Annotated in this window: 11 protein-coding genes; 4 read left to right on the forward strand and 7 right to left on the reverse strand. The window is 33.5% G+C overall.

Going from position 1 to position 14,109, the window contains the following annotated elements:
* Positions 1–1,023 precede the first annotated feature (1,023 nt).
* A complete protein-coding gene (locus tag ACWNT5_RS17885; protein ID WP_456518147.1) occupies positions 1,024–3,306 on the forward strand; it encodes a lytic polysaccharide monooxygenase in 2,283 nt (760 codons plus the stop codon).
* Between the two features lie 74 nt (positions 3,307–3,380).
* Here ACWNT5_RS17885 and ACWNT5_RS17890 read toward each other — a convergent pair whose 3' ends face one another.
* The 5 genes from ACWNT5_RS17890 to ACWNT5_RS17910 all read right to left on the reverse strand — a co-directional run bounded on the left by ACWNT5_RS17890 (position 3,381) and on the right by ACWNT5_RS17910 (position 9,445).
* Complete coding sequence (locus ACWNT5_RS17890) at positions 3,381–4,784, reverse strand: serine hydrolase domain-containing protein (protein WP_456518148.1); 1,404 nt, start codon at positions 4,782–4,784, stop codon at positions 3,381–3,383.
* Between the two features lie 11 nt (positions 4,785–4,795).
* Positions 4,796–5,212, reverse strand: coding sequence for a nuclear transport factor 2 family protein (locus ACWNT5_RS17895; RefSeq protein ID WP_299896784.1), 417 nt, complete (start codon positions 5,210–5,212; stop codon positions 4,796–4,798).
* Between the two features lie 109 nt (positions 5,213–5,321).
* On the reverse strand, positions 5,322–6,383 hold the full coding sequence (locus ACWNT5_RS17900) for a helix-turn-helix domain-containing protein (protein WP_456518149.1): 1,062 nt from the start codon (positions 6,381–6,383) through the stop codon (positions 5,322–5,324).
* 39 nt (positions 6,384–6,422) lie between these two features.
* Positions 6,423–7,022 carry a hypothetical protein gene (locus ACWNT5_RS17905; RefSeq protein WP_456518150.1) on the reverse strand — a complete coding sequence of 200 codons (600 nt, stop codon included), beginning with the start codon at positions 7,020–7,022 and terminating at the stop codon, positions 6,423–6,425.
* 221 nt (positions 7,023–7,243) lie between these two features.
* On the reverse strand, positions 7,244–9,445 hold the full coding sequence (locus ACWNT5_RS17910) for a T9SS type A sorting domain-containing protein (RefSeq protein ID WP_456518151.1): 2,202 nt from the start codon (positions 9,443–9,445) through the stop codon (positions 7,244–7,246).
* Positions 9,446–9,756: 311 nt separating this feature from the next.
* Here ACWNT5_RS17910 and ACWNT5_RS17915 point away from each other — a divergent pair, with 311 nt between their 5' ends.
* Genes ACWNT5_RS17915 through ACWNT5_RS17925 form a run of 3 tightly spaced genes read left to right on the forward strand, consistent with a single transcriptional unit; the run spans position 9,757 to position 12,626 of the window.
* On the forward strand, positions 9,757–10,656 hold the full coding sequence (locus ACWNT5_RS17915; protein WP_299601372.1) for a DMT family transporter: 900 nt from the start codon (positions 9,757–9,759) through the stop codon (positions 10,654–10,656).
* 31 nt (positions 10,657–10,687) lie between these two features.
* Positions 10,688–11,815, forward strand: coding sequence for a hypothetical protein (locus tag ACWNT5_RS17920; RefSeq protein ID WP_456518152.1), 1,128 nt, complete (start codon positions 10,688–10,690; stop codon positions 11,813–11,815).
* Positions 11,796–12,626 carry a tetratricopeptide repeat protein gene (locus ACWNT5_RS17925; protein WP_456518153.1) on the forward strand — a complete coding sequence of 277 codons (831 nt, stop codon included), beginning with the start codon at positions 11,796–11,798 and terminating at the stop codon, positions 12,624–12,626. Before ACWNT5_RS17920 ends, ACWNT5_RS17925 begins: the two co-directional genes overlap by 20 nt.
* A gap of 6 nt (positions 12,627–12,632) precedes the next feature.
* Here ACWNT5_RS17925 and ACWNT5_RS17930 read toward each other — a convergent pair whose 3' ends face one another.
* A complete protein-coding gene (locus tag ACWNT5_RS17930; protein WP_299601365.1) occupies positions 12,633–13,214 on the reverse strand; it encodes a DUF4251 domain-containing protein in 582 nt (193 codons plus the stop codon).
* Positions 13,215–13,293: 79 nt separating this feature from the next.
* Positions 13,294–13,980 carry a DUF6090 family protein gene (locus ACWNT5_RS17935; protein ID WP_299601363.1) on the reverse strand — a complete coding sequence of 229 codons (687 nt, stop codon included), beginning with the start codon at positions 13,978–13,980 and terminating at the stop codon, positions 13,294–13,296.
* Between the last annotated feature and the right edge of the window lie 129 nt (positions 13,981–14,109).

The raw sequence follows: 14,109 nt of genomic DNA on the forward strand, positions 1-14,109 counted from the left end.
AAGGTTTAATCAAAACTATACATATTGATTCTAGTACCAAACGATCTTATAAGTTAGGAAGCTTTCTAAAATATAGCGACTGCGCCGTAATTGTTTCCAAAGTTTTATGCAGCCTTGATTTTTTTGTTTCTTTTTTTATCAAGAAAAAAAGATATGCAAACTCTAAGAATGTCTAATCCGAGTTCTGTGGTTAGCATGTGCATAGAAATTATCTCGTTAGAGTAATTTTATGCTTATGCGGGAACCTTCACGAGAATCGCGTAAAAACTTTTATCACGTATATTTTATCAAATACGCAATTTATAATGCATCTAAAAGTTTTGCTTTTTTTGGCGTGGGTTATGCGGTTGGATATTGTGTGTGAAAATAAATGCCATATCAGGCATTTACATTTTTATAAAATAATCGAGCGCATAGGCAGCGGCAATTTTACATAACGGCAAATTATAGCTACAAATGTTAGCAGAATGTTTCAGCAATAGTTTTTTTAGAATTATGATGACCCCAGTAGCTACGATTATTATGAAATAGAATTATCTTGGGATATTTTACATAGTATTACATTATAGCTTACGAATATTAATGAAACTCAGGTCGTAAAACGGCTGTTACATAAATGCTGACGATATAGACCTAAATGCGCTATATCTGCATCTATGTAAAATAGAACCGAAAAAGTTCTATTCGCCGTTTTACTCATAATATTATATTTGTACTATAATTTATATTATGTAAAATAGAATATTTTGAGTATTCCAGCCTATTATGATTCTTCACTTTTATTTCTCCTTATGTGCATCTTATTTTTACACAACAGATGTACATATAATGACTATATACTATTTTATTTACCCATTCTATAAACCATAAACGATTATTAAAATCTCACTTGTTTATGTTAAATATTATTTGAAATACTGTTAATTAATTGATATCCATTGCGGTATATAGTAATTTAACCATAGTTATTGAACCACCCTGTTTTTATAAGCCGAAACTTATTACTAACAATTCAATAACAACATGAGAAAAACAAACTCTAAAACCGAAACTTTAGGTCGGATGGTTTCTAGCCTAAGAAAAATTGCTGCACCCTTACTAATATGTGTAGCACTGATGTATCCTTATCCTCAAACACTCTTTTCACACGGAACGGTTACCAGTCCGCCCAGTCGTGTTTGGATATGTTTTCAAGAAAATCCTGAAAGTCCAGATTCTCCCGCATGTATCGATGCCGTTGCAATGTACGGTACGCAAGCGCTATATGATTGGAATGAAGTCGCTCGTATGGATGCTAATGGTATGCACCAAGCCATCATTCCTGATGGAAATCTTGCCAGTGCCGGTCGACCCGATAAATATGGCGGATTAGATCAAGTACGTGATGATTGGATTGCTACACCTGTAACTCCTGGTCCATTTACCGTTACCTGGACAAACTCGGCACCACACCAAACCTTATATTTTGATGTGTATATTACCAAAGCCGATTGGACTCCAGATCAACCACTTACCTGGGATAGCCTAGAACTTTTAGTACGTACTGGTCCCAGACCAGCTTCTGCTATTGATGATATTGACGTGATACTTCCGGCAAGAACTGGAAAACACGTTATCTATAGTATTTGGCAACGATCACTTAGCGAAGAAGCATTTTATTCTACAAGTGATGTAGATTTTGGTCAATCCACAGAGCCACAACCTCCTGTAGCAGCATTTACCAGTGATAATGGTCGATGTGGCGGGCCTAATGTTACCTTTGATGCTAGTGATTCCTATGATCCTAATGGTGATACACTTACATATTCCTGGGACTTTGGTGATGGTACTACTGCACAAGGTGTAAATGTTTCCCATATCTATGAGAATTTGGATGTTGCCACGGTTACACTTACGGTTAGTGATGGTGTTTTTAGCAGTGGTACCGTACAAACCATTGATTTAGTGGTCGATACCAATTGCGAAGAAGTTATTTGCCCGTTTGATACACCAAGAGCCACTCCTCTACCTTCTATAAATAATTCATATTCAAATATTTATGTGTTTGGAGAAGGTGGTCCTGATTTAGATAATATTGGTAACTGTTCTATCAATTGGGATTTAGGAAATAATGGGTTATACCAATTCTCCCTTAGTACTAATAATGGTGTTCCGAACTGGTATAACGATCTAATTCCGGTATCAACGCAAAACTTTAATGCCCCAGAACCACTAATTACCATTACAGGTTCTAGCTTTGTAGGATTAGATGGTAGTTATTATGTAACCTTAGATGGAGAGAATCTGGTACTTGTATCTACCACTGGAGATTTCACCATTTATTGTAGTAATTCTGATACCGCGCCATCTTGTAGTGATACTACTGATCCTGGTAATACAGCTCCAATTGCAAGTCTTACTGCTACGCCAAGTACAGGAGTTACTCCATTAGATGTTGTACTAGACGCTTCGGGATCTACAGATGCAGATAACGATACGCTTACGTATAATATTGATTATGGTGATGGTACTGTAGGTACAGAAGTAATATCCACACATACCTATACCACAGGAGATTATATCGCTACGGTTACTGTAAGTGATGGGAACGGCGGAACCGATTCGGCTTCTGTAAATATTACCGTTACAGACGATATCATTATAGATCCGCCAAATGGGGACTGTACCTTTGGTACACCGACAGATACTCCTCTGGTAAGTATCAATACATCTTACGAAAATGTATATGTATTAGGAACTGGTGGTCCTAATGTAGATAATATCACCTTATTTACACTTAATTGGGATTTAGGAAATAATGGTTTGTATCAATTTTCTTTTAATCTAGATATCGCACCATGGTATATAGATTTTTCAGATGCTACACAAAACTTTAATGGTACAGCACCACAAATCTCTTTAGTAAATACAGGTATTCCTGGATTGGATGGAGATTACTTGGTAACTAACGATGAACGTAACTTTGTACTGGTAGCGAAGGATTATTCGATATATTTCAGCAATTCGACCACAGCTCCCGATTGTACTACTGCTATAAACAGAGAAAATGATGCAGAAAATGTGTTCTTTGAGTTATTTCCAAATCCGGCAACAGGAAGTGTTTTCATTAAAAATACTACAGACCTAAAAGATAGTATCATTACCATTTCTGATCTTAGTGGAAAACGATTACAATCTGTAACAGTACCTAACAAGACTACTGAAATGAGAATTGATATCTCTGGAATTACTTCAGGATTATATCTGGTCCATATATTAGATCGTTCTGGTAATAAACGTAGTGTAAAACTGGTGATAAATGAATAGTATATTCTAATAACTTTATATAGCATTATAGAAACAACCTTCTAGATTTTAGAAGGTTGTTTTTTTAATACAATTTAATCCACTTTTTCAAAACTATTGACTCCTCCAAGAGACATATATTTTATTTCTCCATTTTCATTTTCTACAAAACCCATCGTTCGCATACCATCGGTACTTTTAAATATTAAATAATCCACTTCTTCATAAGTTCGATTCATAATGGTAAATGTTCCATCATTATTTAAAACTAGTTCTTCTTGATTGGGTTTCCAACCACTTTCGCAGCTATGACAATGTGTTGTCCATATATAATGTCCCACTAATCTATTGAGATCAGTTTTTCGTTTTATAGATTCTGGTATAAAGGCTTGTTCATTCTTTTCTTTTGAAAATGTTGCTAAAATTAGGTCCATCACTGCATAACGCAATCGAGTTCCTTCATGATGATGTATTACAAAAACCCCTAGTTTTTCTTCCGGAATCATTGCCATATATGAAGCGTAGCCCAACATATCTCCTCCATGACTAATAGTTCTAAATCCATGCGCATCTTCTTCATAAAATCCATATGCAAATGCCTCAACGGTATCGTGAACTCTTAATTCAGCAGATTTCATTTTTTGAGATAAATTAGTACTCAAAATTCTTTGATCACCTAGAATACCATCGTTTAAATGCATATTTAGATACTTGCCCATATCTGCAACCGTACTGTTAATTTCTGAAGCTGGATAGGTATGATAAAACTCCCAAGGTTGTGGTAGATTCACTCCATTTCGATATTCATATCCCCACGAAGCATACTGTTCTACCTGATCATTCAAAAACATAGATGTCATATGCATTCCTAAAGGTTCCCAAATGTGTTCTTTCATATATGTATCTAATTTTTGACCACTGACATCTTCTACTAATAGTCCTGCTAGTGCAATTCCAAAAGAAGAATAACTAGAAATAACACCTGGTTCTCGTACGCGAACAAGTCTATTTTTAAGAAAATCTGCTAGCGGAATGGATTGAGTTTCTCGATACACTACTCTACCTCTTAATTCATCAAAACCAGCACTATGATTCAACAAATGTGCTGATGTTACCGATGTATGATAGGTATTGGGAACTTTTACAGATTTTAAATATTGGTTCACATCTGCATAAAGATCTACCTTTTTTTGATCTATTAATTGTAATAAAGCGGTTGCAGTAAAGGTTTTTGTAACAGACCCAATCCGAAATATGGTAGAATCTGGATCTACACGTCGTACATCTTCTCCTAAACTGGCATATCCATATCCTTTCTTCAATAGTGTTTTTCCATCTTTTACTATGATAAAAGCAGCTCCAGGAATATGCTCCTCTTCCATAGTTGTTTGCATCAATGAATCTAAGCTATTTTCAAGTTTTTTATAATCAATTTCCTGAGATTTCGAAGTATAAATAATACCAATACAAAGGAAACAAAGTATATAACATCTAACCATAGGATTCAGTTCTATTTATAAGGTACAAACGTATAGGATTTATGAATGATTTTCCATTCACCTTTTACTTTTAGTAACATCATATAATCGGTATATAACCTCTTCCCTTTTGGGAAATCTATTTCTACTTTGGCCATTGCGGCATTATTAACCACATCAATGGAAATAATCTTTCCGATACGGTTTCGTTTTTCTCCTTCTTTAAAATATCCGATATACTTTTTACCAGAAGTAATACTTAAAGTATCATTAGCTATCGAATACAAATTCAAGTCTTTATGAAATGCTTTTTTAATTCTTTCTGGAGAACCATCAGCGGTTCCTTCTATATAATGTAGTAAAGTTTCTGTGATTTGTTCTTTATCAGATTGTGCAAAAGAAATGGTAACAGTAAATAGTGCTACCACTAAAATAAATAAATGTTTCATTGTTCGTTTTTTATTATTGATTTGTATAGCTAAACTATAGGAAAGCCTTATCAATCAAGTAAAAAACAAGCTCGTTATTCTACAGAATTATAAATCCGAAGAAAATAAATTACAAATTCAGGGACTTTTTGTATTGCGAGGGTGTCATTCCTTCCTGTTTTTTAAAAGCAGTATAAAATGTAGAATTGGATTTAAAACCACACTCATTGCCAATAGCTTCTAGTGTTAATAGAGAATTCGTTTGTATCAATTGGGTAGCAGTTTGTATACGATACTGATTGATATAACTAGAAAAACTAAGTCCCAAATTATCATTCAGATATTGTGATAGTTCATGAGGCTTGATTTGTAATTGTGCTGCTACTTCAGGTAGTTTTAAATTAGGATTTCGATGTAATTCTTGTTCACTAAACAAAACACTCAATTGGTCTGCAATCGAGGATGCCTTTTCAGTATCGATCTTTCTATTCGCATATTTTACAACAGGTGTTAGAAATGTGAGTGTACTTTTTCTTCTTTTGATAATCCAAATAACCAAAGTGATATAAAATGTAAAGGAAAATGACAATGCTCCAACAATGTACGATGTATAAGTAGTGGTATTATATGCTAACCAAATAATAAACCCACCAGTAACGATATTGAGTATCCAAAAGTCTAAGGTGTTGATGGATTTTGTTCTACTCCAAAGCTTACTAAACACATGGCGCGCTTGATATATTGCCGCTATGGTATATATTGTCCATTGTGTAAACAAAATAGTCCCGAAAATTCTGGGAGGAGTCCTCCACCATAAATATCTATACGATCGATATGGATATTGAATACTGATTATCAACATAAAAATAAGCACTGGTACCACGTGAAATAACCAGTTCCATCGATGTACTTTGTTGGGATTGATGGCTATTTTGGTATATAAATACAGTAAAGGACCTATTAAAAAACAAGCAGTAAGACCAATACTCACAAATGTGGATGAAGTACCAGGATAAAAAGTAAGAAATACTGATTTGGTAACTCGTACACTAATTACAAACAGGAGTGCCGCTAAAAAATACGTGGCTCTACTCCTATTCTTAATTAGAAAACCAAAATACAGACTTAAAAAAAGTCCATTAAACGCACCTAATGCACTGAAAAAGAATAATAAGTTTTTACTGAAATCCAAATGCTTGCTAGTTTATTTATCCGTTATAATTGGTTATTTCTATCTGCTTAAAATCCATAACAATGCTAATATTACTAAGCAAATAGGCAAAATAATTTTCGTCATCCAATCGTGATATTGTTTCTGTTCCTTTAAAAATTCCCGTTTTGTTTTATCATATTCACTCTTCATTTTTCTTTTAAGATTGCCATCTATTCTTTTATTAAGTTCGAGCAAAAGCTTATCAGAATTTTTTATTGCAAAAGTGTTAACTCTATAATTTTTATCATTCGAAAAAAACCAGATCTCCTTACCCGTTTTATAAGAATAATTGCTTGCATCATTTTGAGTAGTAATAAACTTCATACCAGCATCTGATATTGATTTCCACTCTATGTTTTTCTTCCTTCTTAGTAATGGATATATTAGAATAAGATACTCCTTTGTTATGGTAATTGTACAAAGGATTAGTATATGATAAGCTATTAAACCACCAAAAAAAATGGCTCCCAAAGGAAATACTATAGCCCAATTAATTCCTGACTCTTGGGTATTGATTAGTATAGTAATCCCCATTCCAACAAAAAAAAGACATCCAATTATCATCATTACTAGATGAAAAGAAGACAATTGACTTTTATAAATAATTATTGAATTCATATGGAACGAGCATCAATTTTGTGAGTTTAAGCATACATATTAGATGCAAAAACATGATAACAAATGTAAGATAAGAAATGAAAAATGAATGTACTTATCAAGAATCCATAAAAAAGATGCTCCGAATAATACGGAGCATCATTTCTATATGCATAATATTTTGTGATATCATCTTATAAAGTGAAAAATTCACTCGAACAGACGATTCAATCTATATTGATTTATCGAACGATCAATTTCTGAGTACTTTGCTCCTCTCCTTTCGATATGACTTTTACCACATAAATTCCTGATCCTAAGCCAATACTACTTGCTGATAAGTTTTGCGTACCTGTTTGTAGTTTGGCTTCATATTGTATCTGACCTAACATCGTATAGATACGTACTAGCATTTCTTCTTCTGTTTTAGAATTCACATTCATGGTTATGGAGAATTGATCATTCACAGGATTTGGTGCTATTTTAAGTGTATGAACATCTTCAGGCTCATTACCCAATACAGGTGATTTTGTAGCCAATCCAGCAATAAGTTCTTGTGCTGATAACGAGCTACCACAAGATCCTTCGTATATTCTAACATTAGAAAAAACTGAGTTATTTCCAGAACCACTATCATTGTCATTAATAAACACCAAACGATCCATAACACCTGTATAGAAATTCCCAACGGGAATCGTATAGGTTACAGTACCTGAAGTATAATTATCAAAATTAGTAACTCCATAATTCTGTGTTCCATGGACTTTGAAATAACGTGAAGAAGTTAAGGTATTGTTGTTTTCAAAACCAACTGCATGAATCTCTCCTTGCGACGTACTACTAAAGCTAAATTCGATTACTGTATTTGCAGTTACAGTATAATCTAAGGGAATAAATTTCCATGTATTGTTCGTTAAAGATAAAGCATCTCCTCCATTAGTAATGGCAAAGTTTCCGTCTGCATCCTGATTAGAGAATCCGGAAATAGCAAAATCATTGAAGTTTAAAGTCGTACAATCAGGATCTGGAGTACCACTACCATCCTGAATACTAATAGCATCAATAGCAATATCACTTTGCCAACCACTAGTACCATTACCAGTAACCACATTATATCGTAGTTGTACACTCGCTTCTCCTGCATAAGCAGAAAGATTTACACTGGCAGCATTCCACGTATTTCCTTGATCACCAGACTGGTTAAAAACAGCTGTCCAACTTCCACTATTATCGGTTCTTGCTTCAACCGTTAAAGTATTGGTAGCACTACCAAACATGTGATACTGAAATGTAAGCGTAGGATTAGAAACACTGCTAAAGTCTAAACATGGAGAGTTTAAAATAGCTCTTTTATTTGGATATCCTGTTCCGTTACCTGATGCTTCTACGTATAGATAAAAGTTTCCATCTGCTCCTGTAGATGGACCTGTACCATTAGAAGGTGTTCCTCCCGAATCTCTTGTCCAGTTAAGATCATCGTTAGTGGCTTGCGACCATTGTCCGATACTGGTTTCAAAACTTTCGTTAAAGGGAAATGAGGATACTATAGCAGTACAGGTATCTGGTGGTGGCGGTGTACTATCAATCGCACCATCGATATCAAATCTCGAAAAGAAATTCCAAACTTCTTGAGAAGTATTGATATTTCCGCCATTCCAGCTATGCCCTTTTCCTTGCACCCGAATAAATTCTGCCGTAACACCATTATCACCATTATCCCAGATAGAACGTGTAGTACCACCTCCTAATTGGATAACATCTGGTGTCGTATCTGCATTATTTACAGAAGCCCAATATTCCATAACATCTTGTATCGGTTCATTAGTACTATTTCCATTAATAGAAATTACATTATCATTGGTTCCTGTAATTTGTAAAACTGCCGTAGGATGTTGCGGTTGACATTGATTATTATCGATCCATCTTCTAGTCATACTACCCGCTACAGAAGCTACTGCAGCTATTCTTGGGCTTAGCTCACAAGCTAATCGATAACTAAAAAATCCTCCATTAGAAAATCCTGTAGCATAAATACGTTTTTCATTGATATTATAATCTTCAATAATTTTATCTATTAATGCATCCGAAAATCCAAGATCATCCTCGTTTCCACCAAAATTATTATTAATAGCCCATCCAGAGAAAAAGCCTCCTAATCCTTGTGGAGTAACAAATAGAAACTGATTGTCTTCTGCTAATTGTCTAAAATCACTCTGATTATACTGCGTATCTATGTTGTTGGTAAACCCATGAAAGTTTAAAATTAGAGGTGCGGGCTTACTAGGATCATAACTGGCAGGTACATACAAACGATATTGTCTTGTACGTCCGTCATTTTGTAAGGTTGCATTGATTACCTGCTGTGCAGTAGTACCAATGGTGGTCAGTAGCATAAATACTACCAACCAATAGTTCTTTTTAATAAAGCTTAGTTGAGTTTTCATTTTTTAGGTTTTAAATAAATGAGTTGTGTTAAATAGTTACCATATATTATGCATGAATAATAAATTGGTTTGATGCTGCAAATATACTTACTCAAATAAGTATTTATCAATTTTTTATATAAAATATTACAATATTCTCAATTTTGTTATGCTAAAAATAACAGTATGATAATTCTTACTTAGATTTCAACCATTTTCCTACAGTAGTCTTGACTGTAGTAGTTCTACATTTTAGTAATCAAATAATATGATAATGAAATTCTGTGTAGACTATTCTTGGTAGAATTTCCCAATGATTTTATATTCGCGCCATGTGGATGTATTTAGGGCTTTTGGCCGCACTTTTTTTAGGATTACATAATTTATGTAAAAAACATGCTGTACAAGGAAATGAAGTATTTCCAGTACTTTTGGGAACTATAGGATCTGGTTTTCTGGCATTACTTCCCTTTTTTATAGGATCTGTATACTATCCCGAATACACTAAAGAAATTGGGTTTTATATTGATCAAATCCCTGCAAGCACCCACGGTTTTATTTTTATAAAGTCCATGATTATGGCTGCATCTTGGGTACTGGCCTATCAGGCATTAAAACATCTACCGATTACCATCGTAACACCGATACGTTCTGCAGGTCCATTTTTTACATTTATAGGAGCCATCTTAATTTATCAGGAAAAACCTAACTTTTTGCAATGGATTGGTTTCTTTCTTATCATCTTTTCGGTAATTCTATATTCAAAAATCGGTAAAAAAGAAGGTATCAACTTCAAAAAAAACAAATGGATTTTTGCCATCATTGGTGCTACCTTTTTAGGAGCTTCTAGCGGATTATATGATAAGTTTTTAATACAACAACTTGCACTAACTCCACAGACCTTGCAATTCTGGTTTTGTTTTTATACTGTGTTGATTTTATTAGTGATCTTATCATTTACTTGGTTTGGTAATGCCGAAAAAAGGAAACAATTTACCTGGAGATGGACTATTGTAGCAGTTGGAGTGTTACTACAGGCAGCAGATTATTTTTATTTCAAAGCTTTACAAGATCCAGAAGCACTTATCATGCTATTATCTGCTATTAAACGAAGTCAAATACTGATCGCCGTTGTCATCGGAGGACTCGTTTTTAAGGAAAAAAATAAACGTAAAAAACTGGTTCCATTATTTGGTATCATGCTAGGGGTGTTTTTAATTTTGTATTCTTAAAACATACAGCTTTTATAATCCAACTCACTTTATGAAGAACAAAGTATTATTACTCTTAATGGTTTCAGTTTTTTGTTACGCTTGTAACACATCTACTGAATCTTATGAGCGTTTTTTTATACCCAAGGGAGCTTCTAATCAAGGGATCATTAATAAATATTATATTCACAACTACCCGAAGGATAATCAAACAGTAAAAACTACTTTAGATTATTCTGTCGTTAAGAAGATAAATGATAGTGTTTATGAGCAAATAAACTATAATCCAGCTTTTACGACTTCATCCATCCGTGAATTTAGTATACTAAATGATAAACTTAAGGAGCTGAGTCATGAACGATATTATTCGAGAGATACCTTAGTAGCAGCGTATGAGAATACTTCTGAAAACTATTTTTTAACTTTTGGAAAAGAAACTGCTACTTATAACGCCAAATTAAAAACCAAAAGCGAGAATTATATTACTGTTCATCAAACCACTAAATTTATAAAAGATACTACCATAGCTTCTAAACCTGCTAAAATTGTAGAACAAAACATAGCCAATACCTTTGTTTTTGGTACTAAACCAAAGGATACAATGCATTTTCATTATCGAAATATTTATGTTCAGGATTTAGGCCTCTACTCTTCTACCCTAACTACAGAAAAAAATCGATTAGAACGTGTATTGGTAGAACAAATATCACCAGACGCATTCGAAGAACTATCAGATCATGATATCAAACGAGTAGGATATATTGATTTTGATGACACTGTAGATAAAAACTTAGATTTTAATTTATGCTCCGACCATAAGTCAATTTTCGATTATTATAATGGTAGGAATGATCGAGCTGGATTTATCGGTGGTAAAGGAAACTTAAAAAGGCTCGTTACTAAACAATTAGACACGACGAAACTTAAAAATGAATCAGGATATTTAACCTACCGATTTGTTATTAATTGTAAAGGAGAAGCAGGAAAGTATGTCACCAATGAAGCAGATTTTGATTACAATGAAAAAGAGTTTGATGTGGAGACCAAAACTCATTTATACAAGATTCTTTCTTCAGTAGAAAAGTGGAAACCTTGTATTATCCGAAATCAGCCTGTAGACTCATATTTCTACATAACTTTTATACTAAAAAATGGAAAGATTGAAGATATTTTACCTTAGTTGTTGTTTTGGGGTATTGTTATTTGGCTCATGCACAAACGACCACACTTTATATAAGAAAGAATTTGATAAAACAACTTCTCAAAAATACGCCAGACAATTCATTGAAGGATTGCATGGTCAATATTATCAAGGTTCTCCAGAGGAACATTTTTTAATTCAGGAAGCGATCGCTTTAGATCCTAATTTTTCGGATCCGCATCGAGAAATGGGTGCTCCTAGAGTAAAAAGAGGTATTAATACGGAAACCATGAAGAAATACGCAAAAGCGGTGGAATTAGATCCTAAGAGCTGGCAAGGATATAGAGGATATTTGTATTTGTATTTTTATCGGGATTATGATAATGCGATAAAGGATTTTGATGAGTTAGATGCACTTACTCCCAATTTTGTAGATTATCCTCAATCAGAGAACATTGACTTTATGCGTGGTGTTGCTTATATGATGAAAAAAGAATACGCTAAGGCACAAGAATATTTTAAGAAGTTTTTTGATCATGAAGCTAAAGACATTAATTATATAGAAAGCAGAGCTTTTATGTATTATGGAATTACCTATTTTCAAACCGGTGATTTCCAGAAGGCATTAGAAAAATTTGACTTGGGTATACAAATGAATAAAAATGCAGATTTATTCTATTGGAAGGCTAAAGCTTTAGTGAAATTAAAACATCCTAAAACAACAATTCGGGAGTTATTAGCAACTTCTAAAGAATTATTAGCACAAGGATCTAACAGCCGAAGACCTTACGTAGAAGAGTTTTATCAAACTTATATTGAAGATATTGAAGAATTAGAAGCTAGCTTGTAATCTACCTTAATTTACGACCAAACTTTTTTCTTTGTCATTTTCTGATACCACACCTCTATATCGGATTGAAGTACGGTGGCTACTATTAATATTGATACTTGTAGTCCAATTGGGAAACATCGTCATCGTAACTCGATAGGATTCTCTATTATTTTTTACCGTAAATTTGATAAGATGTCTTTGTTTTTTCTCGTCTTTAATCACTTCATATTTATCAGGAATGCCTTCGAATTCGATTCCACCTTCATTACGTGTATATTGTCCTGGTAATTGACGCTCACCATAAAATGGTAAATTCATGGATATACTATCACCGTATATCTTTACAAAATTAGGGTTACCAATAAGACTTATTCCATTTACAGTACTTCCAGGAGGTATTAAACCACTATTAGCAATCGTATTTAGACTCGTAGTTGCCAAAGGATACATCCACTCTGATTCTATAGTAAATGATTTTTTAGCTATTAACGCTTCTAATGCTTCACTTTGAGCAGTAGGAGCTACTATACTTTTCGTGCTATTACAACTGAGAAGGACTCCTCCTGTGACTAATAAGAATCCTGCAATTTTTACCAACCTATTCATTTGACTATCTTTTACTTACTTCAAATTTCCTAATGTAAATTACAAAATTTGAACCAAAAATAATGTCATTTAACAGATCTTAACCATCTATTCGGTTTTCAATTTTGCCTAAAATATCTCTAGAACTCGTTAAATGTTGATCCAATAACGGTCTCAGATTTCCATATACCAACATATAATGTATCGCTAATCGCGCATGATATGTATCACTAATAAAATACTCATACATTTTTGGATTTTCCAATCTACCAAACAACAAATCTCCAATCCAAGGGTGATTATACTTTAGAAAATCCATATTATCAGTTACATCTTCCCCTATTCTTTTGTGAGTTTCTTTTAATAAAACATCAAAAGTATTATGATGTGCCAAAATCTGTATAACCAAGCTATCCGTCTCCGTACTACTACTCTCAAATTTTTCTAATAATCGAATACCTTTTTGTTGCAATTCGAAAGGGTTATAACTCAAAACCAATCCCATAGCTCTAGGAGTATCTTTATACATATCGATCGTTACCGTATCACTTAGAAATTGATCGAACATCGCTTTTCTCGTATCCAATAACTGCAAAGCATTATGTACTTTAAGCGTATCGAGTTTTAAATCTTCCTGATAGGTTACAAAAACATTTTTTAAATGATTTTTTGTTTTTCTAACCTCATTAGCATTGTTAATACTTACTGCAATTAAAATACCAATAACTACCAAAATAATCTCACCTATTGCGTACAGCAAGTATTTCCGTATTCCTTTGCCCTTCATAAGATTTTTCCGTTGTGCATTGAACAATTTCATCATTCTAAATATACAATAAATAAAAAATCAAGATACTTATACTTTTCATGGCACAATAAATATTAGTTAAATCAAGGAGAAGTCTATTGATGAGCT

Source organism: Aquimarina sp. 433, assembly GCF_054054605.1.